This is a genomic window from Streptomyces sp. NPDC018964, assembly GCF_044390325.1.
Classification (GTDB): domain Bacteria; phylum Actinomycetota; class Actinomycetes; order Streptomycetales; family Streptomycetaceae; genus Streptomyces.
The window spans coordinates 74981-101384 of record NZ_JBIRYZ010000007.1 but is presented as its reverse complement, the minus strand read 5'-3'; the positions used below and the strand labels follow the sequence as shown (position 1 = coordinate 101384).

Genomic DNA, 26404 nt, shown 5'->3' with positions numbered 1-26404 from the left:
CGCGGGGCGGGCCCCGCGGGGCCCCCCCCCCCCCCCCCCGGGGGGGGGGGGGCCCCCCCGGGGGGGGCGGGGGGGGGGGCGGCCCCCGGGGGGGGGGGGGGGGGCCCCCCCCCCCCCCCCCCGCCACCGAGCGGCCTCCCGGCCGGGAGGCGGGAGCCGGCGAACGGACGGAGTCCTACCGGAGAGTGATCGCGTAGACCTGCACCCGCGGATCGTTCTGCAGGCCGACGGAGCGCACCGTCTTCGACGCGTCGAGGTCCGCGGAGGCGCCGAACAGCCGCACCGGCGGGCCGTCCACGCCCTGCCCGCGCTTGATCCGGTGCGGCATCTCCAGCGCGACGGAACCGCCCTGCGGCGCCGCTCCCGCCCAGTCGCCCACGGGGACCGGCACCTCGGCGGTGGTGCCGTCGGTGTAGCGGACGGTGAGCATCGTCGTCACCGGGCCGTGGTGGGCCGCCGCGACCAGGTGCAGCCTGCCGTACGACCCGGCCGGGAGCAGCATGGCCTGACCGCGGGCCTCGACGAAGTTCGGGGCCGTACCGGACGGATCGGGGGCGTCGTAGGTCACGCCGTCCCAGACGACCGGACCGGCCGCGGGCAGCAGATCACCGTCGTAGCTCCATCCCCCTCCGTCGAAGTCGCCCTCGCCGGACGCCGCGACGGTCGCGGTGCCGTCGTGGTTCAGCTCCTTGCCGAGGTCCACGGCACACCGCCCGTCGGCGTCCGCCGCGCAGCGGGCCGCGGCGCGCACCTCGACGGTCGCGGTCCGTTCCACGCCCTCCACGCCCTTCGCGTCCGCCGTGATACGCACGGTGTACGTACCCGGTGCGGTTCCGGCCGGCACGGTCACGTCCACCGTCGCGGTCCGCTGGACCGGGAGCCGGTGGGACGTGAGCGAGAAGGGCTTCGAGGCCTTCACGGTCCAGCCGCCGGGGGCCTTCGCGTCCACGTCGACCCGCAGCGTGCCGGGCGACTGGCCCAGCACGTCCAGCTTCAGACGGACGCTCTGCGCGCTGTCGGCCGTCGGCAGGACGTCGGACGCGGTGCGGAGCGACGCGTCGAGGTGCCGGCGGGAGTCGGCCGCCGCGCGGTTCACGGACGGCGGCTCCGCCGCCTTGCCCGTACCCCACGCCGACGGCTTGCCGCTCATCTCGAAGGCGAGGGTTCCGCCCTTGGCGACCGCGTCCCAGTCCAGCCAGGTCCTGCGCAGATTCTTCCCGTCGAACTCCGCCCGCTTCACGTAGCGTTCGGTGTCGCTCGTGCCCGGCGCCCTCACGGTCAGGGTGCCGCCCTGCCGCTTCCCGTAGTCGCCGATGCGGATGACCGCCGACGGGAACTGCGGGCTGGAGACGGCGAGGAAGTCGCCGCCGTTCGTCGTCGGGTACAGCCCGAGGGACGAGAAGACGTACCAGGCCGACATGGTGCCCAGGTCGTCGTTGCCGGTCATGCCGTCGGGCCCGTCCGTGAAGAGCGTCATCGCGGCGCGGACCACGGTGGCGGTCTTGGCGGGCGCCCCGGCCCACAGGTACATGTACGGGGAGTGCAGGTCGGGCTCGTTGTTCGGGTTGTAGGTCGGCTTCCCGTAGTAGTCGTACGGCGCCGAGATCCAGTCCTCGCGCGCGGTTCCGGCGGGGTCCGCGAGGAGCTTGTCGTAGGCGAAGAAGGCGTCGAGCCGCTTCTCCGTCTTCCGCCTGCCGCCCATCAGGTCCACGAGCCCGGCCGGGTCCTGGGGCACCAGCCACTGGTACTGGTAGGCGCCGCCCTCGTGGAACTGGTGGCCCGCCTCGACGGGGTCGTACGGCGTCAGCCAGGTGCCGTCGGTCGTACGCGGCCGGAACTGCCCGATGGAGGAGTCCCACAGGTTCCGGTACCACTGGCCGCGCGCCGCGAACACGCGGGCGTCCGCGGTGTGCCCGAGGCCCTTGGCCATCAGGGCCAGCGACGCGTCCGCCGCCGCGTACTCCAGGGTCGCCGAAGCGGGATGACGGCAGTCGTTGTCACCGCCCTTGTCCGGGCAGTCCTCGCCGGGTTCCAGCCCGCTGGGTATGTAGCCGCGCTCCAGGTAGTCGGTGATTCCCGCACGGCCGTTGTAGGGGGAGTCGTCCGGCGGCGTGCTCAGGGCGTTCTTCCTGAGCAGCGCGTACGCCTCCTCCTCGTGGCCCGCGAGCAGGCCCTTGGACCACGCCTCGACGAGGAAGGGGGTCACCGGGTCACCGGTCATGATGTTGGTCTCGCTGTTGGCGAGCGACCAGCGCGGCAGCCAGCCGCCGTCCCGTCCGATCGCGACGACCGACAGCGCGACGTCGCGGGCTACCTTCGGCCGCAGCATCTGGAGCAGTTGGTTCTGCGGCCGGTGGGTGTCCCACAGCGACAGGTTCTGGTACGGCGTGAACCCGGACGCGGTACGGTTCTTCCCGTCGAAGCCCGCGTACCGGCCGTCGACGTCGCCCGCGAGGTTCGGGTGCAGTTGCGCGTGGTAGAGGGCCGTGTAGAAGGCGCGTCGCCGCTCGGTGGACCCGCCGCCGACCGTGACGGAGGCGAGCTGCCGCTCCCACGTCTCCTGCAGCGCCGCGCGGGTGGCGTCGAAGTCGTACGAGTCGTCCGTCTCCGCCTTCAGGTTCTTCCGGGCGCCTTCGAGGCCCGTGTACGAGAGGCCCACCTTGACGACGACATCACGGTCGGTGCCGGCGTCGAAGGTCACCCAGGCGCCGTTCCCGCCCTCGCCGGCCGCGTCCCGCTCACCGGGGGAGCGGGTGGAGCCCCGCCATGTGCCGTGCGAGGCGAACGGCCGGTCGAACGTCGCCGTGAAGTAGACGGTGTGCCGGTCCTTGCCCGCGCAGAAGTTGCCCGCCTCGACGCGGCCCTCGACCGTCCGGTCACCGACGACGTGCACCTCCGAGCTGTACACCCGCTGGTTGGCCTTGCCCGTGTTGAACAGGACGTTGGCCCGGTCGGTCGAGGGGAAGGTGTAGCGCTGCCACCCCGTGCGGGGGGTCGCGGTCAGCTCGGCGTCGATGCCGTACGTCTTCAACCCGACGCGGTAGTAGCCGGGTTCGGCGTCCTCGTCGTCGTGCGAGTAGGCCGAGCGGTAGGCGTCGGGGTCGACGCTGTCGACCGCTCCGGTCGTCGGCATGAGCGGCAGTTCGCCCATCACGGAGCAGCCGACGCCGGAGAGGTGGGTCTGGCTGAATCCGTGGATCCTGTCCTGCTGGTAGTCGTAGCCGCCCTGGCCGCCGGTGTCCGGACTGACCTGGACCATGCCGAAGGGGGCGCTCGCGCCGGGGAAGGTGTTGCCGAAGTTCTGGGTTCCGATGAACGGGTTCACCAGGGACGTGAGCCGGGGCGCGGCCGCGGTGTCCTGGGCCACGGCCGGCGCCGGGCCCAGGACACCGCCAGCGACGACCAGCGCGGCGAGGACTGCCGATGCGCGGTGGCGCAACCGGCGGAGGGGTCTGTGCATGGAAGTGGTCTCCTGTTCCTCACCCGTCATGTGCTGCGCGACATGAGAGGTGATCTCCGAGCGGCGGACGGAGTGGGCACGGTGGAGCGCCGGTCCGACAGGACCCGGCGCTCGTACGTCCACGCGGGGTCATGCACGAGGAGGCGGCAGTGTGCGGGTCATCGCGGTGAGTCTCCCTTTGCGGCGCGATCAGCGGCACTCGGCTGGACGGAAGCGGACTAGATCACGCACTTGACATCGTTGTCAATACTTTTGGCACCGGCACGTCACCGTGGTGCGGAGCACCACTCGGGCGTTGCCGGCCCGGTCGGCACGCTCAGTGGCGGAACGCGTCGACGGGCTCGATGCGCGCCGCGCGGAGCGCCGGACAGACGCCCGCGACGAGACCGGTCACCAGCCCGATCACGGGAGCCAGGACGGCGACGGTCAACGGCAGCACCGGCGTCCACCGCTGGACGACGGCGACCCCCACCACCGTGACCACGCCGACCGCGGCGCCCACCAGGCCGCCGACACCGCCGATCAGGGCGCTCTCGGCGAGGAACTGCGCCACCACGTGCCGCCGGCGCGCGCCCGGCGCCCGGCGCAGCCCGATCTCCCCGGTGCGCTCCAGGACGGCGATGAGCGTGGTGTTGGCGATGCCGACCGTCCCGATGGCCAGGCTGACCCCCGACAGGAGGAGGAACAGACCGTCCAGGTCGGTGCTCACGTCGTTCCTCAGGGTGCGCGGATCGGGCGGTGCCACGGCCCGCAGTACGTCCGGCCGGTCCGGCCGCAGGGCGAGCGGGAGCTGTCCGGCGACGTCGGCGGCGGCCCCCGGCTCCGTGTCGACGATCACCCGGGCGGGCTGGTCCCGTTTGCCGGGCGGCCCCCACGTCCGGTGCGCGGTGCCGCGCGGCACGACCACGGAGGACAGCACCTCCGCCTTGCGCTCGACGTCACCGATGATGCCGATGACGGTGAACGGCGTCCCGCCGATGAAGATCACCGGCCGCCGGTCGAGCCGGCTGACGCCCAGGCGCCGCGCGGCGCCGGAGCCGAGGACGGCCACCGGTTCGGCCCGCCCGTCCGGGACGGAGTCGAAGAGCCGCCCGCCGCGCAGGGTGGCGCGCAGTTCGGTGCGCTCGGCGTCGGACAGCCCGGTCGTCTCGATCCCGTCGGGCCGGTACCGGCCCGAGGTGGGCCGGTCCAGCAGGCCGATGACGTTGAGCAGCGAGGACTTGCCGGAACCGGACGCGCCGACGACGGCGACGCACTCCCCGCCGCGCACCGTGAGGTCGCAGGAGCGGACCGCGGTGACCGGCGGCTCCACCGGGTAGACGAGTTCCAGCTCCGCGAGGTCGACGACGGGCGGCGCGGGGGGAGGTCATGAGCCCTCACCCCGCGACGCGCCCCGGCCGCCGGCGGACGTCGGCGACCCGTCCTCCGGCCGGGAGATCACCACCCGCTCGCCGTCCCGCAGCGACCCGCCGCGCTCCGGAGCCACGGCGACCGTCCCGTCGGCCGACATCCCCGCCGTCACCGCGACGGTCCGCTCCTCGCCGGAGGGCAGCGCCCGTACGACGTTGGTGGTGCCGTCCGGCGCGGCGAACAGGGCCGAGACCGGCACCACGAACACCTCGCCGGAGCCGGCCGCGGTCTCGATCGTCAGCCGCACGTTCGTACCCGCCGGCCGGGCGTCCAGCGCGCCCTTCGGCCGCACGGTCAGCGCATGGCTCGACGCCCCCGTCTCCGGGTCCTGGACGAGCGCGCCCACGGAAGCGACCGTCCCCTCGGCGGACACCCCCGTGGTCTCCGGGAGGATGCGCACCGGCTGGCCCTCGCGCACCAGGTCGCGCTGCCCGGGGCTGAGGCCCCCGGTGATCTCCAGACGGCCCGACGACAGGGTCACCGGCGGCGCCTTGACCGGGGCCCCGACCGTCGCGCGGGTGGCGGCCACCCGGGCGGGGAACGCCGGCAGGAACACGAACTCGGCGGCGGGGAGCATCGGGTCGCTCCTGGCGCGCAGTGCGGCGAGGTCCCTCCGGGCCCGTTCCAGCCGTTCGACGGCGCGCCCGACGCCCCGCCCCTGCCGGTCACCGTCCTCCCGGGCGGTGGCCAGCGCGTCCTCGGCCTCGGCGACCCGGTCCCGGGCACCGGTCAGGGCCTGCTGGTCGCCCGTGGTGGGCACGTCGTACCCGAGGGCCTCGTACAGGGAGCGCAGGGCGTTCTTGGTGCCCGCGCCGAACCGGCCGCCGGACTCGCCCGGGTCGTGCCCGAGCCGCTTCAGCGCGGCCTGCGACCGGGCCACGTCGTCGCCCTCGGCGCCCGCCCTGAGGTCGCGGTAGGCCGGCTTGGCGCCCGGCAGGGCGAACAGCGGGCGGCCCGAGACCTCCAGGATCACCCGGCCGGGGTGGATCTCCCGCCCCGCCCCGGCCCGGACGGCGGTGACCACGGCCTGCGCCTCCTCAGTCGAGGGCGTGACGTCGACCGTGCGCGAGGCGGTGACGTCGCCGCGCAGCAGGACGGTGGACCGCAGCACCCGCCGCTCGACGACCGTGGTCAGGGTGCTGGGCCCGGGGCCCGCCGCGTCCGTGGCCACCGGCTGGGGCGAGCGGATCGCGGAACCCGCGGCGAAGCCCCCGGCCAGCAGGGCCGCCGCGACGACCGTGCTGCCCGCCAGGGTGCGGCGCCTGCCGCGCAGCGTGTTCTTCGGCACGCTCATCACTCCCTTCGACGACCGGCGTCACTGACCGAGGAGTTCGGCGGCCCGCCGCATGACGGCCTCCTTGCCCCGGGCGTACTCCGCCAGTTCCTGGCTCCTGTCGTCCACGACGCCCTCCTGGTAGGCGCGTTCGACCGCGGCCAGGGTCTCGGCGAGGCGGGTCCGCCGTCCGCACCGCACCTCCGCGACCGCCACCGCCCTCTCCTCCGCCGAGGCGGTCGCGGTCTCCCAGCGGGGGTCCGCCCAGGCGTCTCGGGGACTGCCGTAGTCGAATCCCGCCCGCCCCGTGCAGGCGCTCCACTCGGCCCGCACCCGGACCACCCGCGGGTCCTCGTCGATCTTCCCCTGGAGGTTGACGGCGAGGCCGTTGGGATGGTTCTCGTCCCAGCGCGGACCGCTGTGCTCGCGCAGGGCGCGGCGCGCCTCCCCCACGCACCCGCCGGCGGGCACCTTCCGCCCGGCGACGGTGCCGGAGCCCCGGCCTGTGAGCACGGTGCGCAGTTGCGACGACACGCGGAATCCGGTCGCGCGCTCACCGCACCGATGAATCACTGAGTCGAGCGGAGTCCCGAGCGTGTCCCCGACAACCGCGCGGGCCACCGGCGGGGTTCGCACTACAATCCACGCGACCGACTTGGGGGTACCGGATGGAAACCGTCATCGTCCAGTTACCGGAGGCCACAGCGGTGGTCCCGGGGGAAACGGGCAGACCCGGACTGCTGCACCTCGGTCCCGGGGACGTCATCGAGTTCGGCCGCGGCGTACCGGGAAACGGAACCACGGCGGTCAGCCTGCCGGATCCCGGGATCTCACGCCGCGCCGGGCAGCTGGAGGCTGCGGGGGACTACTGGCGGCTGTCCAACTTCAGCCGCAGCATGGCGTACGTCGTGGAGAACCTGGAGGGCGCGGGCGAGTACATCACCGTGGCACCCGGACGCCTCGGCGCGCCGGTGCCGTTCGAGTTCTCCCGGGTGGTGCTGCCGGCCCTGACCGGGAGCGCCGCCTTCAAGGTGTTCGCACCGCAGCACGCCTACCTCGGGGAGCGGCCCGGCGACGGCGCCGGCGAGCAGACCGTGCACCCCTTCGCCCTAGACCCCACGTCGAAGTACTTCCTCGTCCTCGTCGCCCTGTGCGAGCCACGGCTGCGGGACCCCTCCGACCCGGCACTGCCCGGCGCCGGGGACATCGTGGAGCGGCTGCGCCCGCTGGACTCCTGCCGGAGCCTGACACGCTCGGCGGTCAACTACCACATCGACTACCTCGCGTTCGCCAAACTGCGCCTGCCGCACGCCGACGAGGCGTCCGGCGACGGCCCGCGCACCGGCGCCAAGCGCGCCCAACTGGCCTTCATGGCACTGAGGTTCGGCCTGGTGCGCGAGGAGCACCTGGCGCTGCTGCCGCCGCGCAGCCGCCGTACCGCGCCGCAGGAGGCCGGCGCATGACGGCGCACGAGGCACCCGACGACCTCGACCCGGGACCGCCCAGGCTGCCCGAAGGGTTCCGCGTCGACGGGGAATGGGAGCTCGGCGCGGTCATCGGCTCCGGGGGCTGGGGCACCGTGTACGAGGCCCGCTCGCTCGCCGACGGCACGCCCGTCGCGGTGAAGGTGCTGCCGACCGGAGCCCTCGGGCCCGGCCCGCGCACCGCCTTCGGCGAACTCGTCGCCCGCGAGGTGCGGTTCAGCGCCGGGGCGGACCACCCCCACCTCGTCCGCACCCGCGCCGTGCGCACCCTCTCGGTACCGGACCTGCCGGCCCTGGACGGGGCGACCGCCCTGGTCATGGACCGTGCCGAAGCCAGCGTGAAGGACGTCCTGGACGCCGCGGAGCCGGGCCGGGCGGCCGCCGACGCCGCCCGGATCCTCGGCGGCGTCGCCGCCGGCCTCGCCCACATGCACGGCGCCGGATGGGTGCACGGCGACCTCAAACCGGCCAACGTCCTGCTGGGCGCGGGCGGGCAGGTGTGGCTGGCGGACTTCGGGCTCGCGGTGGAGCTCGACGGGAGCCACGCCCATCTGCCCCCGCTCGGCACCCTGGACCACCTGCCTCCCGAGTGGTGGTCCCAGCGCACCGGAACGCTCGGCTCGGTGGTCCGGCCGACCGCCGACATCTGGGCGTTCGGCGTCCTCGCGCACCAGGTGCTCACCGGCGGCCTGCACCCCTTCCCCGGTGCCACCGCCCGGGCCCGCTCCCTCGCGGCCCAGTCCTACGCGCGCGGCACCGCGCCGCTGCGGCTCGACGCCGGACTCGACGAGGGCTGGCGCGGCCTGATCGCCGACTGCCTGGCCCCCGACCACGCCTCCCGGCAGCCGCACACCGCGCGACGGCTCGCCGCCCGGGTCGAGCGGCTGGTCCGGGACGCGCGCCCGCACCGCCGGCGCGGGGGACCGGCCCTGGCCGCCCTCCTGGGCCTGACCGCGGCGGCCGTCGCCGGTACGGTGTTGCTCGCGGGCGACGACCACGCGGGCGACGACCGCCCCGGGGACACCCCGGTCCGGGTCGCCGACGCCCGCACCAGGGTACCCGGCGCCCTGCGGCCGGACGCCGACGTGCCCGACGCCCTCCGGCCGGTCATCGACCGCGCCGCCCACCGCTGCACCGACGAGGAGGTCACACCGGCCCTGCTCGCCGCCATGCTGAAAGCGGAGAGCGACTTCGACGTGAACGCCGCCCGCCCCGCCACCGACGAGTACGGCATCGCCATGTGGACGCCGTCGGTGTTCCGCGCGTGGGCCGTCGACGGGGACGGTGACGGCGACAAGGACCACATGTCGGCGCCGGACGCGATCGCCACCATGAGCCTGTACGCGTGCTGGCTGGACCAGCGCTTCAAACAGGCGGGGCTGCCGAAGGAGGACCTCCAGGCCCTGGTCGTCGCGGGCTACCGCACCAGCGACCGGACCGTCATCGAGGAACGCGGCGTCCCCGAACGGGTACGGCCGCACGTGGAGGAGGTACTGCGCCACCTCGCCGCGTACGAGCGGTGAGCGGCCCACGCCCCGCCCACCGCCCGTACCCGTCCCCCGCCGGGGCTACCGCGCGCCGCACTCCGGGACGCCCGGCAGCTTGTTGTCCGGCGAACTGATGTAGACGCTGGAAACGTAGCCACCGTGCTGCGGCAGGTAGGCCCACCATTCGTTGGTGTACGGCGGCACGGTGACGACCTGGCCCCTGACCTGGCAGCCCACCAGCACCTCCACGCCCGCCGGCAGCTGCCGCAGCGGCGGCCTGCCGGTGGACGGGTCCTCGCGCACGTTGACGAACTCGCTCCACGTCCCGAACCACGTCCCGGACGGCCGCACCGCCCCCGGAACGTTCAGCGAGCGGGTCAGCCGGCCGATGTCGGTGTACGCCTTGCCGTACGAGGTGCCGAGCGGGTGCAGCGTGAGCACGGCCACGATGGCCCGGTCACCGGCGCCGACCGTGCCGGTGCTGTGCAGCGCGGGCCGGTCCAGGTCCACCGCGGCCGCGTTGGTCCGGGTGCCCCGGTCCGCGGTCACGCCCGCCGCGGAGGACGGTGTGCCGCAGGTGCCGTCGGGGAAGTCGCCCGACCATCCCTGCTTCACCGCCCACGGCCGCTCGAACGCCCCGGCGATGCCGAAGTGCTGGTCGAAGCGGTCCGAGGCGCAGCGCGTGCTCCGACGCAGGTTGCCCATGACGAAGTCGCGCACGGGGGCGGGCGCCCGGTCCAGGAGGTACCGGTAGATCGTCACGGTGTCCCGCGCCGAGAGCGCGGTGTAGCCCCAGAACTCCTCGTACCCGGCGGGCGGCGGCACGGTGTCGTCGAGCCCCAGCCTGGCCACCATGCGGTCGATGATCGCCGAGCGGCCGTAGTTCCTCCAGTAGTGGGTGGCCGCGTCGTCGTCGCTGCTGCGCAGCATCGGCTCCAGCCGCGCCCGGTCGGCTTCGGGGACGGCGTGGTCGGGTCCCCGGTTCCACAGGAAGTCCAGGGCCAGCAGCAGCTTGACGACCGACGCGGACCTGAACCGCGCGTCGGACGCGATCTGTTCGGTGTACGTCCCGGTCTGCCGGTCGAACACCGCGACACCGGCGGTGACGCCCGCCGGCACCTGCGCGGCGGACGACACGGTGTCCCCGGCACCGGCACGCCGTTCCTCCCCGGCGGCCGCCGGGGCGACCGCACACCACACCAGCAGCAGGACGGCCGCGGCCGCCGGTAACAGTCGCCCGGCTCCGGGCAGGGTCGTACCTCTCGCTCTCATCGTCACTCCGTCGTCGCAGGTTCCACCGATGATGACACCGCCACGGTAGGCACCCACGGGAGTCCGGTGACCCTGACACCTGTCAGGTCACGACGGCCCGCCCCCGGCGGGACGCCGGGGACGGGCCGGTGCGGTACGCCTCAGATCAGTTCGGGCTGCGGTTCCGGTCGCCGCGCCGGTGCGGTCCCCGGCTCCCACAGCGCGGTGGTCCGTACGTAGCCGTAGATCACCGAGGCCGTCGCCAGCACCAGCAGCGGTCCGGCCGCCCAGGGGTGCTCGGCCATCGTCAGCGGCAGGAACCGGTAGGACAGCAGGAGCGCGGCGAAGACCGTCGCGCCGTAGGCGGCCAGCCGGACCCCCGACCGGTCCCAGCCCCGGTCGAACGAGCGCAGCGCCGCCTCGATCGTGAGCGTGAACACCACGCCGGCGAGGAGGTCCGCGCCGTAGTGGTAGCCGAATCCCAGCGTCGCGGCGAGCGTGGCGACCAACCAGAACGTCCCTGCGAACCGCAGGGCGCGGGGTCCCTTCCGGGAGTGGATGAAGATCGCGGTGGCCCACGCCGTGTGCAGGCTGGGCATGCAGTTCCGCGGGGTGATCCCGTCGAACGGCATGGGGTGCGGGGTGTCGACCGGCGGCGGCGTCCGCGGCCACAGGTCGGCCACGGCCCAGGGCTCGCTGGGCGGCATGTCCGGGGCCCACAGGCTGACCGCCGCCCAGTGCTCGGTGCCCGTGCCGTAGGCGAAGAGCGGTCCGACCACCGGGAAGATCATGTAGAAGGCGGGCCCGACGAGGCCGATCACCAGGAACGTGCGCACCAGGTGGTGGCGCGGGAAGCGCCGCTCGGCCGCCACGTGGCGCAGCTGGTACAGCGCGGCGATGACCGCGGCCACCGCGAGATTGCCGTAGACGAAGTCGAGGAAGTTGAAGCCGACGGGGCCGGTGGCCGTCACGATCCGGCCGGCCAGCCACGACGGGTTCCCCAGCGCGTGATCGGCGGTGGCCACGTACTGGTCGAGCACCGTCAGGCGGGTCTTCGACGTGATGAGAAGCCAGGTGTCACCGGTCTTGCGGCCGGCCATCAGCAGCAGGGCCAGCCCGACGCCTTTCAGGAGCAGGACCCGTTCCCGGCCGGTGCGGCGGGTGACGGCGACGACCGCGCAGCCCAGAATCACCCACAGGGCGCCGTTGCCGAAGGGGTGGCCGCCGTCCGTCCCGGCGTCGGCCGCCCACCGGACCACCAGGAAGACGACGTCGACGCCGATCGCCGCGCCCACCGCTATGAACCGCTCCCGCCAGGTGAGCACCACCATCATCAACGCCATGGCGGCGTACAGCAGGCCGCCCGACTTGGGGGCGTACACGACCTCCCGCGCCTGGTTGGTGATCGGCCCCGGCAGGCCGTAGTGACGCGCGGCGAACTCCAGCGCGACGAGGAACCCGAGGGTCACGGCCCCCGCCGCGATCCAGAGGGCCGTCCGCGGCCGACGCCACACGGAGGGCGCGGTGTCCGGATTCGTTCGCGAAAAGTTCTGCGGTGGTATGTGTCTCACTCTTGGCTGCTTTGTTAGAAGTCGGTCATGTCAGGGCGGGTTCCGCTCGTCACCTTCCGGCCGGAGCCGCCTTCCCCCACAAGAGCGGCCCGTCGGAGCAAGACGGAAGGACCGCGGCTCGGGTTCCGGTCACCGCCGCTCCTCGCGCGGTCGGCCGCTCGCACCGCGGCGGGACGACGCCGTCGCGGGCGGCACCCGTGGAAACCCGCGTCGCGGCAGGGGTGACGTCAAGGGGCCCGCCCGGCGGACGTACGGGGATCGCCGGGCACCGGTCCGGGCCCGGCCGCGAGGCGGTCGTACAAGGAGCACCGGCCTCGTGGCGCCCGCGGCCGGGGCGGGCCCGGCCGCGGTGCGCGCGGATACGGCGCGCTCACTCCGGCAGCGTCCCCGCCGCGTCCCCCCAAGCCCCGAGACACCTCACGCCCCCTCGATCCGCCCCTGTACGCCACCTGTGCCCCCGATGTGCCCCCCAGGCCTCGCGCCGAGCGAAGCACAGCGAATCCGAGCAGGTCAAGAGCGATGCGGGAGCCGCGCGGGCGCGCGACGGCGGCGGCGTCCCGGTCGCGGCCCTGGCCTGCGTCCTCTTCCCCACCGCGCTCGCGGCCGTGACGGACGTGACCCTCGCCACCGGCATCGCCCTGGGCGGGACGTGCCGGGGGGCGTCCGCCGGGCCCGCAGACAGACGCCCGGCGGACATGGCGGTCGTCGTCCCGACGATCCGGCCCGCCGCCCGCGGCGCGCCGTGGCGCCTGTGGGGGCCACCGTGCCGAGCACCGTGGCGCTCGCGCCGTCCCGTACGCGTCCGGCGTACCCGGGCCGACCCTCCCGGCGCACGGCTCCCGGATCCGGGACGTGACGATCCCGGGCCCGGTGACGGTGCCGGCCGGATTCCCGCCGGGCCGGCCGGGCGGCGTCACCGACCCGCGCCGGGCGGCGGCGGACGGCGCACCGGATCCGGGGCGCCGCGGGGAGCCGGACACCGTCCGAACCGTCCGCGTGCCGCCCGCCGATGAGTTCCGGTGCGCGGCGCGGTCGTATCAGGTACACGCACCCGGAGGCGGAGGACACCATGCCACGGAAGATCAACGCCAGCCTGTTCATCTCGCTCGACGGCGTCGTCGAGGCGCCCGACCAGTGGCACTTCCCGTACTTCGACGACGAGATGGGAGCCGCCGTCGGCGCGGGCCTGGCCACCACGGAGGTCCTGCTCTTCGGCCGCAGGACGTACGACAGCTTCGCCGGCGCCTGGCCCGGGCGGGAGGCGGCGGGCGGCGAGGACGCGGGCTTCGCCAAGCAGCTCGGCGACATACGGAAGATCGTCTTCTCACGCAGTCGGCTCGACCTGGAGTGGCGCAACTCCGAGCAGGCGCGGGGCGACGTCGCCGAGGTCGCCGCCGCGCTGAAGAACGAGCCGGGCGGTGACATCGCGCTGAGCGGCTCGATCTCCGTCGTCCGGCAGCTGCTGGCCGCCGGCCTCCTCGACGAACTGCGCCTGCTCGTCCACCCCATCGCCGTACGCAAGGGCATGCGCCTGTTCGACGAGGGCGAACCGCCGATCCCGCTGAAGCTGCTGAGCTCCGAGACGTTCACCACGGGCGTGCTGAACCTCGTGTACGCACCCGACACCGCGCCGCCGACGGGCGGTTACGAGGAGGCCGTCGCCACGCTCGGGGAGTGAGGGCGCGCGACGCCACCGGTTTCCCGTACGGGACGTCGCCGAGGCCGCGGAAGGCGCCGCCGGGCCACTCACCACGTGGCCGACGCTCGCGCGCCCGCCGGTCGTGCCGGGGAACCGTACCGCGCGGACTTCCCGACAGCGGTGCGCCGCGGCCCCGTCGCTGGTTAGGGTGGCGGGCGGAGACTGATCCCGATGCCCTCGGCCGGGGGGGAAGGACGGGCCGGCGGGTTCGGGGTCGCACAGGCCGATGGCCCCCGCGCGGGCCACGTCAGGCACGACGGGGGAGTGGCTCGGTGGTGGGACGACGGCGCCGGCGGAAGCCGGGGGACACGCCGACCGGCGTCGGTGGCGCGGGACGGCTCCCGGCGGTCCCCGGGGGCGCGGCATCACGGCAGCCGCGGGCGACACGGGCGACAGGGCGTCGGTCCCGCGAGGAGGGGAAGGCGCGTGGCGTCCGCCGGACGGTCCACGACGGTGCGGGGGGCTCCGCGTGACCGGCCGGCCGGCGCCCGCGGTGCTGCCCCTGCCGCTGCGCGCGTGGCTCGGGCCGATCGCGGCCCTCGCCGCGTTGGTGGTCGTCGCGCTCGGGGCCCTGTACGCCGGCGACGACGAGCCCGGCACGACGGACACGCGGATCCTGGCGGCGGTGGACGGCGCGGGGCCGCCGTGGCGGCATGTCGCTCTGGCCGTCGACTTCCTGGGGGAGCCCGCGGGAGCGGCGACGCTGGTCATCGGCACAGTGACGGGCTGCCTGCTGCTCCGGCGCCCTCGCGCGGCGGTCCTCGTCGTCGCCGGCACCGGGGCGAGCGTGGCGACGACGAAGCTGCTCAAGCCCCTCGTGGGACGCGCCATCCACGAGGGGAGCCTGTCCTACCCGAGCGGGCACACCGCCTTCCTCACCGCGTTCGCCCTCGTGGTGGCGCTGCTCGCGGCCGGCCGGCTCGGCCTCGGCAGGACGGCCGGCACGTCACTCGTGCTCGCCGCGGCACTGGTCGCCGGCGCCGCGATGGGCTGGGCGCAGGTCGCCCTGAGCGCGCACTACCCGACCGACACCCTCGGCGGCTGGTGCACCGCGCTGGTGGTGGTACCGGCGACCGCGTGGCTGGTCGACCGTGCGGCCGACCGGCCGGCCGTCCGCACGGCCGACGCCGGTCGGCCGGAGCCCCGCTGACGTCACACCAGGCGGCGGAAGACCGGCTTCACCGGGCGTCCGCCCAGCCACGGGGTCGGGTCGCCGGCGTCCAGCGCCTTCCGGTACACCGCGCACGCCTGGGCCACCACGTCCACGGTGTGCTCGATGTCGGCGTCCTCGAGCGCGCTGCTCACCACGAACGACGGGGCCAGCACCCCGCCCGCGAGGAGCCGGCGCAGGAACAGCGTGCGGTACGCCTGTGAGGGCTGCCCCTTCGCGTCGAGGGTGGCGAAGACCAGGTTGCTGGCCCGGCCCCGGACGACGACGTGGTCGCCCACGCCCATGCCGGCCGCGGCCTCGCGGACACCGGCGGCCAGCTTCTCGCCGAGCGCGTGCAGCCGCGCGGTGACGCCCTCCTCGACGTACGTGGCCTGCACGGCCATCGCGGCGGCCAGGGAGTGCGTCTCCGCGCCGTGCGTGGTGGACAGCAGGAACACCCGCTCGCCGGAATGGCGCAGCCCGCCCCGCTCCATCAGCTCACGGCGCCCGGCCAGCGCGGAGACGGCGAACCCGTTGCCCAGCGCCTTGCCGAACGTGGAGAGGTCGGGGACCACGCCGTACAGGCCCTGGGCGCCCGCCTCGGACCAGCGGAAGCCGGTGATCATCTCGTCGAAGACCAGGACGCAGCCGTGCCGGTCGGCCAGCTCGCGCAGGCCGGCGAGGTACCCGGGCGGCGGCTCGGAGTGGGTGGCGGGCTCGAGGATCAGGCAGGCGACCTCACCCCGGTGACGGTCCAGCAGCTCCTCCGTGGCGGCCAGGTCGCCGTAGGGGAACGCCACGGTGAGGTCGGTGGTCACCGCCGGGATGCCGGCCGACATCGGCGTGGTGCCGATGAACCAGTCGTCGACGGAGAAGAACGGGTGGTCGGCGCAGACGGCCACCCGCGGGCGCCCGGTGGCGGCGCGGGCGAGGCGCACCGCGGCGGTGGTGGCGTCGGAGCCGTTCTTCGCGAACTTCACCATCTCCGCGGTCGGCACCGTGGCCAGGAAGCGCTCCGCTGCGTCGGCCTCCACGACGGACGGCCGCACGAAGTTGCCGCCGCGGTCGAGTTCCCGCCGCACCGCCTCGGTCACGCGCGGGTGGGCGTGGCCGAGGCTGACCGACCGCAGGCCGGAGCCGTACTCGACGTAGCGGTTGCCGTCGACGTCCCACACGTGGGCGCCGCGGCCGTGGCTGATGACCGGGGCCAGGTTCTCGGGGTACTGGTCGTCACCCTTGGCGTAGGTGTGCGCGCCGCCGGGGATCAGGGCGTGCAGCCGCTCGTTGACCGCCCGTGAGCGGGGCAGTCCGAACTCTTCGGTGTCCACGGTGACCTCAGCCCTCCCTGCGCTTGAGGACCTCGGCGAGGCTCGGCGCCTCCCGGTCCCGCCGGGACACGGACGTGACCGGCAGCGGCCAGTCGATGGCGAGGTCCGGGTCGTCGAAGGCGATCGTCACGTCCTCGGCCGGATCGTGGGGGCGGTCGATCCGGTACGAGGTGTCGGCGGTGTCGGTCAGCGCCTGGAAGCCGTGCGCGCACCCCGCCGGGATGTACAAGGACGCCTGCGTCTCGCCGGACAGCTCGAAGGAGGCCCGGCCCAGGTAGGTCGGCGAGTCCGGCCGCAGGTCCACGACGACGTCGAAGATCCTCCCGTACGAGCACCGCACGAGTTTCGCCTCGCCGGCGCCGGAGCGCAGGTGCAGTCCGCGCAGCACGCCCCGGACCGAGCGGGACACGCTGTCCTGGACGAAGGCGTCCGGGTCGATGCCCACCGAGCGGACCACGTCGGCGTCGAAGGTGCGGCAGAAGAAGCCGCGCTCATCGGCGTACGGCGTCGGTTCGAACAGGTATGCGCCGGCGATCGCCGGGACTTCGGTCGCTTTCATGGAGCCTCCTGGCGGGTGTGGGTGTGACCGGTCACCGGGAACAGGGCCTCGGTCAGGGCGGTGAACTGGTCCTCGAGACGCCGGGCGATGTCCTGGTTCCGCTCGACGAGGCCCCGCCGCAGCTCCGCCGATCGCTTCTCCAGCTCCCGGAACTGCTCGAGCAGCCGGTCGGCGTCGACCTCGCGGGCCGGGTGGCAGTAGGCGCCCAGCCCCATCCCGGCCATGAGCGCGTCGCTCTTCGCCGCGTAGCTGAGCGCCAGCGTCGGCGTGCCGGTCCTCAGTGCGCAGACCAGGTTGTGGTAGCGGGTCGCCACCACGGTTTCGGCGGCCGCCGTCTCCTCCATCAGGCCGGCCAGCGAGGTGGCTCCGGCGACGGTGACCAGCGGCGAGTCCACCGCGCCGGCGATCGCCTCGGCCACCGGCGCGTCGCACGCGTCGCCGGTGAGCAGCCGGACCGGCCTGCCCTCCTCGGCCAGCGCGCGGACGAACCGGGTCGTCCCGTCGAGGTAGCGCCGGTGGATCTCCTCGGCCCGGTCGCGGTCGTCGTTGCCGCCGTGGAAGTCCATGACGCCGACGCAGACCAGTCCCGGGGAGGTGCGCGCGGGCGGTGCCGGCAGGGCGAACGCGAGGTCCGGGTGGACCTCGTCACGCGCGGTGTCCACGCCCATCGCCCGCATCGCGTCGCGGGACAGGCCGTCCCGGTACGACCGGTGGGCGGCCAGCCGCGCCGACCGGCGCACCAGGGCCCGGGTCGGCCGGTCGCGGATCGTGTCCGCGCCGACGCCGACCAGCGCGACCCGGGTGCGCAGCAGCCGGCCGCTCGCGCAGAGCAGGAACAGCGAGTACGGGAAGCCCCACGGCCGCAGCGGCAGCGTGGCCTCCAGGACGCCCATGCCCGGCACGATCACCACGTCGTGCCGGCGCACCCAGGCGGCCGTGCGGACGGCGTCGACGAGTTTGCCCAGGCCCTTCGCCGCGACCGCGCCCGCACGTGACGCGGTCCGGTACTCCCCGCGGTACCAGTGCAGCCGCGTCGCGGGGATCCGGTACCGGGCCGCGACGACCTCGGGGCCGCCGCACATCGCGTCCACGACCGCCTCCGGGTGCTCGGCGCGCAGGTACCCGAGGACGGCTTCGAGCGACCCGTCGTTGCCGAGGTTGCCGGACCCGAGCAGCCCGAACACCCCGACGCGCACCGGAGTCACGCCCGCCTCCGCTCTCGCCCGGCGACGAGGGCGTCGACGGAGACACCGGACAGGGCCGGGTCGACCGGGGCGCGGTCCTCGACCCGCTCGCCGGCGCCCGGCCGGGCCCGGCTGGCCATCCACGCGGCCAGGTGGCGGTGGCAGGCGCGCCGGTCGGCCGGGGACAGCGGCGCCCGCCGGATCGCCGAGACGAATCCCCAGACGTACTCGGCGAGCAGCCGGGGCGTCGGGTGCAGCGGGCCCGCCCGGCGCGGGTCCAGGTTGACGCACCGGGAGCGCTTGGACGGGTTCGCCCGCTCGGCGCGGGTGGGGTGGTCGCGGCGGAAGTACAGCAGTTCCGGCACCTGGTGGAAGGGACCGTGCAGGCCGATCTCGGCGACGAACGTGCGGTCCGCGTGGTGGTAGCTGTCGTGCGGCTTCACCCTGCGCAGCACGTCGGCCCGGATCACCCCGTAGAAGTCGTCGCCGCCGGGCTCGAACAGCATGCTGCGGAAGCGCACCGGCGCGTGCGGCGAGTCGGTGGCGAGCGTGTACGCGTACGGCACCTTCACCTTCCCGTCCTCGTCGATGACCGCCTGGTCGGCGTGGGCGAGGATCACCTCGGGCCGCTCGTCCAGCGCCTGGACGCAGCGCCGCAGCAGGTCCCGGGCGTACAGGTCGTCGTGCGAGGCCCACTTGAACAGCTCGCCGCGGCACTCGGTGAACACGTAGTTGTGGTTCGGCGCGGCGCCGATGTTGCGGGGCAGCCGGATGTAGCGGATGCGTGAGTCCCGGGCCGCGTACGCGCGGCAGATGTCCTGGGTGCCGTCCGTCGAGGCGTTGTCGGAGATGACCAGCTCGAAGTCCTCGTAGGTCTGGCCGAGCAGGGCGTCGAGCGACTCGGCCAGGTACTCCTCGCCGTTGTACACGGGCAGGCCGATGCTCAGCCGGGGCTGGGTGGTCATGGCGTCCTCACTTCACGAAGGGTGTTCTGGTGGTGCTCACGCAGGGCGGACCGCAGGTGCAGCCACCACACGGCCGAGGAACAGACGGTCGCGGCGGCGACGCCCCAGGCCGAGCCGGCCGTGCCGGCCACGGCCGCCCCGCCGAGCCCGCCGACGAGGTAACAGGCGGAGGCGAACAGCTGGGCGCGCAGGCTGCGCGGGGCCGCGCCGAGCGCGCGCAGCCCGGCCGCCGCGCCGGTGCCGAGGCCGGCGCCCGCGACACCGAGCGTGACCGGTACGACGAGCTCCGAGGCGGAGCTCCAGACGCCGCCGAGCACCAGCTCGCCGGCCCCGTCCGGGACCAGCAGCAGCGCCCCGCCCCAGAGCAGCGCGGCGACGGCCTGCCCGCCGCCCAGCACGAGGCAGAACGCGCCGACGCGGTGCGGGGCCCGCCGCAGCACCCGGGCCGCCTCCGCGACCGTGACCAGGGACAGCCCCATCAGCACGGCCATGAACGGGCCGAGCAGCAGCTCGGCGCCCCGGATCACACCCACCGCGCCGACCCCGACGATCACGCCGAGCCCGTACGCCCGCAACTGGCTCGCGCCGCTGTTGCTGACGTTCTCGACCAGGTACCGGTAGCCGAGATCGCGGTGCTCGCGCACCCACGCGCGCGCTCCGGTGAGCCGGGGCCGGATGCCGGACTGGAGACAGCCGTACACCGCGGCCACCGCGGCGGACCCGCCCCAGGCCAGCACGAAGGCGGCCACGCTGCCCACGCGGGCCGCCAGCACCAGGGCCGGGACGAGCGCGACGCCCCACACGAGGTCGTTGACGAACGCCTTCCGCCCGGCGCCGGCGGCGAAGAACGCGAACCGCCAGGCGTCCTGCAGCAGCAGCCCCGGCAGTACGACACCGAGGCAGACGAACGCGGGCCCCACGCGGCCGCCGAGGGCGAGCCCCGCCAGCACGGACGCCGCGCCGAGGGCGGCGCCGACGCCGAGCGCGGCGCCCGACGACCGGGCAGCCGCCCCGCGCCAGGACGCCTCCGGCACACCGCTGAAGCGCACCACGAGCGGGTCGGTGGCCAGTCCGCGGGAGACGTTGAGCACCACGCCGTAGGTCACCCAGGCGAGGCCGAACACGCCGAACGCGGTGACCCCCAGCGAGCGGGCCACGTAGACGCCCACCGCGAAGTTGCTGATGCTGGAGGCCGCCTGGTCGGCCAGTCCCCAGGACAGCCGCCCGGCGACGGCCCGCCCGGCGCCGGCCGCCTTCGTCCTCGTCCCCGTCTTCTCCCCCTCGGTGGTCATCGGCGTCATGCCTTGATCAGCCCGGCACCGCGCAGGGCGTCGGCCGCGGCGGCGACGGTGTCGAACGGCAGCCCGGACCGCTCGGCGACGTCCAGCAGACCGTGCTCGCCGTCGGAGAGGCTGAGCACCCAGAGCATGGCCATCTGGGCCTGCTTGGTGTCGCTGCGGCCGCCGAGCGCGTCGTACAGCCCGCGCCGGCCCAACTGCGGCTCGCCGTAGGGGCTGAGGTTGAGGTAGCGCCGGTTGCGGTCCAGCACGGCGAACGCCTCGCGGCAGACCGCGAGGGTGTCCGCCATCGCCTCCGGGGAGACGAGGTCCAGGTCGTCCGCCGAGGTGTGGTACTCGGGATAGCCGGCGTACGGCGTCCGGCTGAGCGAGCCCACGCCGAGGTCGAACCCGGGCGAGCAGTACTGCCGCTCGTCGTAGCCGTACGGAGTGAACTCCCTGATCTCGTGCGGGCGTCCGGAGGCGGCCAGCACGTACCGCAGCACCCGGTCGATCTCCGCGTCGCCGCGTCTGCTCCGCTTGTACGTCAGCCGCCCCGGGTCGCCGGCGCAGGCCAGCACCAGACCGTGCCTGACCCGCTCCACCCGCTCCCTGTTGCGGGCCAGCCAGGTGATCGCCCCGATGGTGCCGGGCGCGAAGATGAACCGGTAGGTGTAGTACGGCGTTTGTTCCGCCAGCGCCCGGGCCAGGAACGTGGCCACCGCGATGCCGGCCAGGTTGTCGTTGGCCAGCGAGGGGTGGCAGACGTGGCAGGAGACGATCACCTCGTCGGGGACCTGCCCGGGGACCACGTGCTCGGCGTAGGTGAGGTGGCCGTCCGCGAGCGTGGAGTCGATCCGCACCTCGTACTCGCCGTCCGGCATCGCGTCCAGGGTCTCCTGGGCCAGGCAGAACCCCCATTCCGGCTTGTAGTAGCTGGTGCGGTACGGCACCCAGGACGGGTGCTCCGGCAGGGTGTGCAGGTGTGGGCGCAGCTCGGCCAGCGGCATGGTCGCCGACACGGGCACGCTGTAGCCCAGCACGTGCAGGCTGGACGCGGCGAAGTCGACGACCCGCCGGCCGGAGGCGTCGGCGATGTACGCGTCCCGGATGTTCCACTCCCGCGGCACCGTCCAGTCGAGCACCCGCGTCCCGGTCGGCACCTCGTGCACCCGCAGCGGGACGTACTCGCCGACGATCTCCAGGGTGGCGCGCACCCCGTCGCCGGTGATGCTCCGGCACAGCGGGTACAGCCGCTCCACCAGCGCGTACATCTCCTCGCCGGAGCCGGAGCCGGTCGTGGTCTCGGTCACCGGCGCCACCGCAGGGTGCCGTCGACGGTGCCGGCGTCGGAGGCCGCGCGCAGCACGGCGAGGCGGGTGAAGCGCCGCTCGAAGTCCTCCCGGGTCAGCCCGTGCTTGCGGTAGGCGTCGGCGAGTTCGAGCGCGCCCCGCTTCACCGTCCACTCGCAGTCGAAGCCGGGGATCGCGGCGCGGAACCGGGAGAAGTCCACCCGGTAGGAGCGCGGATCGGCACCGGTCTCCCCGGTGATCACCACCTTCGAGCCGGGCACCGCCTCGGCGACCTGCCCGGCGATCTCGGCGACCGTGACGTTGTTGACCTCGCTGCCGATGTTGAACGCCCGGTCGTGCACCGCCTCCCGCGGCGCGGTCAGCGCCGCCGTGAAGGCCCGCGCGATGTCGGCGGCGTGCACCAGCGGGCGCCAGGGGGTGCCGTCGGAGAGGACCAGCACCTCACCGGAGAGCAGCGCGTGACCCACCAGGTTGTTCAGCACGATGTCGGCGCGCAGCCGGGGCGAGTACCCGAAGGCGGTGGCGTTGCGCATGTACACCGGGCTGAAGTCGCCGTCGCAGAGCGCGTGCAGGTCGTCCTCCACCCGCACCTTGGACTCCGCGTACGGCGTCACCGGGCGCAGCGGGGCGTCCTCGGTCACCAGCTCGTCGCCGCCGGCGGCCCCGTAGACCGAGCAGGTCGACGCGTACAGGAAGCGCTGGACCCCGGCGTCGCGCGCCAGCCGGGCCAGCCGTACGGAGGCGTGGTGGTTGATGTCGTAGGTGAGCTCCGGCGCCAGCGATCCCAGCGGGTCGTTGGACAGGGCGGCCAGGTGGATCACGGCGTCCACCCCGGCCAGGTGGTCGGCCGTGACGTCGCGCAGGTCCACCCGCCGTCCCGGCGGGTCGGCGGGCGCCGGACCCAGCAGGCAGTCGGCGAACAGGCCGGAGTCGAGGCCGGTGACCTCGTGTCCGGCGGCCGTGAGGACCGGGGCCATCACGGTGCCCAGGTAGCCCTGGTGTCCGGTCAGCAGTACGCGCACGGTTCATTCCCCCAGGTCGAGAGTGAGTTTGGTGACGGCGAACGCCTCGGCGTAACGCTCGTTGCATTCGATGCCGCGGATCCGGGCGAGGCCGAGGAAGGCCTCCCGGTCGTACCAGGGCCGGTGCCGCTGCGAGGGGTAGTGCTCCTGCAGCAGCCGCACCTTCCGCTCGGCGGTCTCCGGTGACAGCGGCTGGTACGCCGTCATGCGGCCCAGATCGCCGTCCCACTTGACGATCTCGTAGCCGAGCACGAGGTGGTCGCGGAACGCGGTGGTCATCAGTCGCGCCAGGCCGCGGTGGTCCTGGTGCGCGTCCTCGGTGCGCGGGGCCAGCACGAGGTCCGGCTCGGTCCTTCCGCGCAGCTCCTCGACCGCGGCCTTGGCCTCCTCCCAGTGCGCCGGCATCCGGCCGTCCGGCAGCTTCAGCACGGTCAGCCGCAGGTCGGCGCCCGGGCAGAAGGCGGCGAGCGCGGCCCGCTCCTCCTGTTCCCGCTCGCCGCCACCGCCGGAGAGCACCAGCGCGTCGACACGCAGACCCGGCCGGGCGAGGCACATCGCGAGCAGGGTGCCGCCGGCGCCGATGGCGATGTCGTCGCAGTGCGCGCCCACCGCGACGACCCGGTCCGGGCGCCCGGCGCCGAGCCGGATCACGCGCCCACCCCCACGCCGTCCCGCTCCCACACGGCCCACGGGCGGTCGCCCCGGGCGTAGGCGGCGTCGAGCGCGGCCCGTTCCTTGACGGTGTCGGTCGGCTTCCAGAAGCCGCGGTGCCGGTGCGCCACCAGCCGCCCCTGCTTGGCCAGCCCCGCGCATCCGTCGGCGACCAGGTCCCCGCCCTCGGGGATGTGGTCGAAGACCTCCTGGCGGAGCACGAAGTAGCCGCCGTTCTCCCACAGCGGCATGTCGCTCACCGCGGTGATGCCCCCCACCAGTCCGTCCTCGCCCAGGTCCACGCAGTGGAACGAGGACTGCGGCGGCACCACCATCATCGACGCGCCGGCGTCGCGCCGGGCGAAGTTCTCGATCATCTCCGGCAGCGGGGCGTCGGTGAGCACGTCGGCGTAGTTGGCGAGGAACATCTCGTCGCCGTCCAGGTGGTGCCGCACCCGGCGCAGCCGTTCCCCGATCGGGGACTCGATGCCGGTCTGCGCGAACGTGATCGTCCAGTCCGCGATGTCGGTGGAGAGCAGCTCGGTGCGTCCGCCGCGCAGCACGAAGTCGTTGGACGTCGTCTCCTCGTAGTGGAGGAAGAAGTCCTTGATGTGGTGGGCCCCGTAGCCGAGGCACAGGATGAACTCGGTGTGCCCGAAGTGCGCGTAGTAGCGCATCACGTGCCAGATCAGCGGCCGGGGGCCGACCATCGCCATCGGCTTGGGCACGTCGTCCGCGGTGCCGTTGCGCATCCGCATCCCGTATCCGCCGCAGAACAGTACGACCTTCATGCTGTGACCTCTCGGGACGCGGCCTCGACGACGCTCAGTTCCGGTATGGGGAAGACCAGCCGGCCGCCCCACTCGTGCACGAAGGACAGCTGCTCGACCAGCTCGGCCCGCAGGTTCCACGGCAGGACGAGGACGTAGTCCGGCTTGTCGGCGGCGATCCGCTCGGGCGGCAGGATCGGGATGCGGGTGCCCGGGGTGAACCTGCCGTGCTTGTAGGGGTTGCGGTCGACCGTGTACGGGAGCAGGTCGGGCCGGATGCCGCAGTGGTTGAGCAGGGTATTGCCCTTGCCGGGGGCGCCGTAGCCGACGACCGTCTCCCCGCGCTCGGCCGCCTCGACGAGGAACTTGAGCAGGTCCCGGCGCACCTTGGCCACCCGGGCGGAGAACTCGGCGTACCCGGACAGCTCCTGGAGCCCCGCGGCCTTCTCCCTGGCCAGCACGTCGGCCACCCGCCCGCTCGGCTCACCGGCCGCCTCGGTGGGCCGGGCCCACAGCCGGACGGAACCCCCGTGGGTGGGCAGCAGTTCGACGTCCACCAGCGTGAGTCCGCCGCTCGCCAGCGCCCGGATCGCGGACGCGACCGTGTAGTACTGGAAGTGCTCGTGGTAGATCGTGTCGTACTGGTTCTCCTCGATCAGCGTCAGCAGGTGCTGCACCTCGATCGAGACCCAGCCGTCGTCGGCGACCAGGGCGCGCAGCCCCCGGGTGAACCCGACCACGTCGGGGATGTGCGCGTACACGTTGTTGGCCACGACCAGGTCCGCCGGGCCGTGCTCGGCGCGGACGGCCGCGCCGGTGTCCGGGCTCAGGAACTCCGTGAGCGTGGGCACCCCCGCCTCGCGCGCCGCGGCGCCGACGTTCACCGACGGCTCGATGCCCAGGCAGCGGATGCCCCGCTCCACCACGTGCCGCAGCAGGTACCCGTCGTTGCTCGCCACCTCGACCACGAAGGCGTCGGGGCCGAGCCCCACCCGCTCCGCGGCGTCCGCGACGAACGCGCGCGCGTGCTCCACCCAGGAGGTCGAGTACGAGGAGAAGTACGCGTACTCCTCGAACGTCTCCTCCGGCGTGATCAGCGGCGGGATCTGCGCCAGCCAGCAGTTGGTGCAGACCCGCAGGTGCAGCGGGTACGTGGGCTCCGGCCGGTCCAGTCGGTCCGCGGCGAGAAAGCTCTCGCACGGCGGGGTCGCCCCCAGGTCGACGACGCTCGCCAGCGCCGCCGAGCCGCAGAGTCGGCATCGTGTCATCTGCTGTCCCCATCCCCCCTGCCCGCGCGGGCACCCCGCCGCGAGCCGGTGTCTTCGTCACCTGACGGCGGCGCGCTGTTCCCGCCACCGGACCGGCCCGCGATCGCGGACCGGTACTCCTCCAGCAGGCGCCTCAGCCCGACGTCCGGGCTGAAGTCCTGTTCGTAACGGCGCCGGGCCGCCCGGCCCATCTCCCGGTTGCGGACCGGATCGGCCGTGATCCGGCGGATGCCGGACACCAGCGAGGCGGTGTCGCCCGGCCGGTGCAGCACCCCGGTCACCCCGTCCTCGACGAGTTCGGCGAGGGCGCCGTGACCGGCGGCGACGGCCGGGACCCCCGCCGCCATCGCCTCCGCGACCACCAGGCCGAACGTCTCCATGGCCATCGAGGGGGCCACCATGGCGACCGACCGCGCGACGGCCCGCCGGCACTGGGCCGGGTCGTACAGGCCGGCGTACCGGACGTCGTCCCGGCCGGCCGCCCAGGCGGTCACCTCCCGCTCCAGCGGCCCCGAGCCGGCGAGCACGAGCGGCACGCCCACCCCGCCGCCCGCGGCGATCTCGTCCCACGCGGCCATGAGCAGCCGTACGCCCTTGGCCTCCGCGAGCCGGCCGAGGAAGAGCAGGTGCTCGCCGTCGCCCGCCCGCCCGGTACCCGGCTCGGGCACGAAGTTGTGCTTCACCGTCAGCCGTTCGGCCGGCATGCCGGACCGCACCAGGATGTCGCGCTGCGCCGCGGAGATGCAGAAGAACCGCTCCACGCCGGACCACCACCGCCGCCGGTTGACCGACAGGCCGACCGCGAGCGGCACCGTCGCCAGCCGGGAGTTCCGGTAGCAGCCGTGCCGGACGGCGGGCAGCGACAGCGCCGTCCCGACGCACTCGGTGCACTGCCGGCCGTCCCGGTGCAGCGTGCCGGGCGGGCAGACCTGGGTGTAGTTGTGCAGCGTGGCGACGACGGGCACACCGGCGTCGGCGCAGGCGTCCAGGACCGCGGGCGACAGGAGCGGGAAGACGTTGTGGACGTGCACCACGTCCGGCCGCTCGGCGCGGAGCCGGGCGGCGAGCTCCGTACGGACCGCCGGGTTCCACGGCACGAGCAGCGGCACCGCGGCCTTGCGCGGCAGGGACATGGCGGCGATGTCGTCACTGCGCCGCTCGAACACCCCGACCCGGTGGCCGGCCGCGCGCAGCAGCCCCACCTCCTGGTCGACGACCCTGTTCTCCCCGCTCGGCTGCGCCGAGGAGTAACGGTTGTGCACCACGAGGACGTGCATGCTCG

At 74.3% G+C, this 26404-nt stretch carries 21 protein-coding genes; 4 read left to right on the top strand and 17 right to left on the bottom strand.

Translation table 11 applies throughout. The features are described 5' to 3' along the window. Window positions 1-175: 175 nt before the first annotated feature. The 4 genes from ACH5AO_RS13980 to ACH5AO_RS13965 form a co-directional block, all read right to left on the bottom strand. Complete coding sequence (locus ACH5AO_RS13980; RefSeq protein ID WP_398924488.1) at window positions 176-3460, bottom strand: GH92 family glycosyl hydrolase; 3285 nt, start codon at window positions 3458-3460, stop codon at window positions 176-178. A 316-nt stretch (window positions 3461-3776) separates the two neighbouring features. After that, complete coding sequence (locus ACH5AO_RS13975) at window positions 3777-4772, bottom strand: FtsX-like permease family protein (protein ID WP_398924487.1); 996 nt, start codon at window positions 4770-4772, stop codon at window positions 3777-3779. A gap of 54 nt (window positions 4773-4826) precedes the next feature. Next, window positions 4827-6158, bottom strand: coding sequence for a hypothetical protein (locus ACH5AO_RS13970; protein WP_398924486.1), 1332 nt, complete (start codon window positions 6156-6158; stop codon window positions 4827-4829). A 27-nt stretch (window positions 6159-6185) separates the two neighbouring features. Then, the gene (locus ACH5AO_RS13965) at window positions 6186-6677 is read right to left on the bottom strand and encodes a hypothetical protein (RefSeq protein ID WP_398924485.1); all 492 of its coding nucleotides are present in this window, start codon (window positions 6675-6677) and stop codon (window positions 6186-6188) included. A 134-nt stretch (window positions 6678-6811) separates the two neighbouring features. Here ACH5AO_RS13965 and ACH5AO_RS13960 point away from each other — a divergent pair, with 134 nt between their 5' ends. Together ACH5AO_RS13960 and ACH5AO_RS13955 are read left to right on the top strand one after the other, a co-directional pair. Then, entirely contained in the window at window positions 6812-7606 is a 795-nt protein-coding gene (locus ACH5AO_RS13960) for a serine/threonine protein kinase (RefSeq protein ID WP_398924484.1), read from the top strand. Next, window positions 7603-9150: a serine/threonine-protein kinase gene (locus tag ACH5AO_RS13955; RefSeq protein ID WP_398924483.1), complete on the top strand. Its 1548-nt coding sequence runs from the start codon at window positions 7603-7605 to the stop codon at window positions 9148-9150. Before ACH5AO_RS13960 ends, ACH5AO_RS13955 begins: the two co-directional genes overlap by 4 nt. A gap of 45 nt (window positions 9151-9195) precedes the next feature. Here ACH5AO_RS13955 and ACH5AO_RS13950 read toward each other — a convergent pair whose 3' ends face one another. Further along, the gene (locus ACH5AO_RS13950) at window positions 9196-10386 is read right to left on the bottom strand and encodes a hypothetical protein (protein ID WP_398924482.1); all 1191 of its coding nucleotides are present in this window, start codon (window positions 10384-10386) and stop codon (window positions 9196-9198) included. Between the two features lie 140 nt (window positions 10387-10526). Continuing rightward, entirely contained in the window at window positions 10527-11879 is a 1353-nt protein-coding gene (locus tag ACH5AO_RS13945; protein WP_398924481.1) for a DUF5933 domain-containing protein, read from the bottom strand. A 1126-nt stretch (window positions 11880-13005) separates the two neighbouring features. Here ACH5AO_RS13945 and ACH5AO_RS13940 point away from each other — a divergent pair. Further along, the gene (locus tag ACH5AO_RS13940; RefSeq protein WP_398924480.1) at window positions 13006-13614 is read left to right on the top strand and encodes a dihydrofolate reductase family protein; all 609 of its coding nucleotides are present in this window, start codon (window positions 13006-13008) and stop codon (window positions 13612-13614) included. 490 nt (window positions 13615-14104) lie between these two features. Further along, a complete protein-coding gene (locus ACH5AO_RS13935; protein ID WP_398924479.1) occupies window positions 14105-14785 on the top strand; it encodes a phosphatase PAP2 family protein in 681 nt (226 codons plus the stop codon). Between the two features lie 2 nt (window positions 14786-14787). Here the strand turns inward: ACH5AO_RS13935 and ACH5AO_RS13930 are convergent, their stop codons facing one another. The 11 genes from ACH5AO_RS13930 to ACH5AO_RS13880 are packed head-to-tail and all read right to left on the bottom strand — an operon-like array spanning window position 14788 to window position 26399. Beyond that, a complete protein-coding gene (locus ACH5AO_RS13930) occupies window positions 14788-16113 on the bottom strand; it encodes a glutamate-1-semialdehyde 2,1-aminomutase (RefSeq protein WP_398924478.1) in 1326 nt (441 codons plus the stop codon). 7 nt (window positions 16114-16120) lie between these two features. Further along, window positions 16121-16672 (bottom strand): dTDP-4-dehydrorhamnose 3,5-epimerase, encoded by a 552-nt coding sequence (rfbC, locus tag ACH5AO_RS13925; protein ID WP_398924477.1) that lies wholly within the window; start codon window positions 16670-16672, stop codon window positions 16121-16123. Next, on the bottom strand, window positions 16669-17877 hold the full coding sequence (locus ACH5AO_RS13920; RefSeq protein WP_398924476.1) for a polysaccharide pyruvyl transferase family protein: 1209 nt from the start codon (window positions 17875-17877) through the stop codon (window positions 16669-16671). Before ACH5AO_RS13920 ends, rfbC begins: the two co-directional genes overlap by 4 nt. Next, window positions 17874-18821 carry a glycosyltransferase family 2 protein gene (locus ACH5AO_RS13915; protein WP_398924475.1) on the bottom strand — a complete coding sequence of 316 codons (948 nt, stop codon included), beginning with the start codon at window positions 18819-18821 and terminating at the stop codon, window positions 17874-17876. The genes ACH5AO_RS13920 and ACH5AO_RS13915 overlap by 4 nt, the downstream gene beginning before the upstream one ends. Continuing rightward, a complete protein-coding gene (locus ACH5AO_RS13910; RefSeq protein WP_398924717.1) occupies window positions 18818-20113 on the bottom strand; it encodes a hypothetical protein in 1296 nt (431 codons plus the stop codon). The genes ACH5AO_RS13915 and ACH5AO_RS13910 overlap by 4 nt, the downstream gene beginning before the upstream one ends. Window positions 20114-20118: 5 nt before the next feature. Beyond that, a complete protein-coding gene (locus ACH5AO_RS13905) occupies window positions 20119-21372 on the bottom strand; it encodes a DUF4910 domain-containing protein (protein ID WP_398924716.1) in 1254 nt (417 codons plus the stop codon). Window positions 21373-21407: 35 nt separating this feature from the next. Next, window positions 21408-22433 (bottom strand): NAD-dependent epimerase/dehydratase family protein, encoded by a 1026-nt coding sequence (locus tag ACH5AO_RS13900; protein ID WP_398924474.1) that lies wholly within the window; start codon window positions 22431-22433, stop codon window positions 21408-21410. A 3-nt stretch (window positions 22434-22436) separates the two neighbouring features. Continuing rightward, on the bottom strand, window positions 22437-23084 hold the full coding sequence (locus tag ACH5AO_RS13895) for a PIG-L deacetylase family protein (protein WP_398924473.1): 648 nt from the start codon (window positions 23082-23084) through the stop codon (window positions 22437-22439). Continuing rightward, complete coding sequence (locus ACH5AO_RS13890; protein WP_398924472.1) at window positions 23081-23875, bottom strand: glucose-1-phosphate cytidylyltransferase; 795 nt, start codon at window positions 23873-23875, stop codon at window positions 23081-23083. The genes ACH5AO_RS13895 and ACH5AO_RS13890 overlap by 4 nt, the downstream gene beginning before the upstream one ends. Beyond that, window positions 23872-25122, bottom strand: a complete 1251-nt coding sequence (locus ACH5AO_RS13885; RefSeq protein WP_398924471.1) for a methyltransferase domain-containing protein — start codon at window positions 25120-25122, stop codon at window positions 23872-23874. Before ACH5AO_RS13885 ends, ACH5AO_RS13890 begins: the two co-directional genes overlap by 4 nt. Next, entirely contained in the window at window positions 25119-26399 is a 1281-nt protein-coding gene (locus ACH5AO_RS13880) for a glycosyltransferase (protein ID WP_398924470.1), read from the bottom strand. Before ACH5AO_RS13880 ends, ACH5AO_RS13885 begins: the two co-directional genes overlap by 4 nt. Window positions 26400-26404 lie beyond the last annotated feature (5 nt).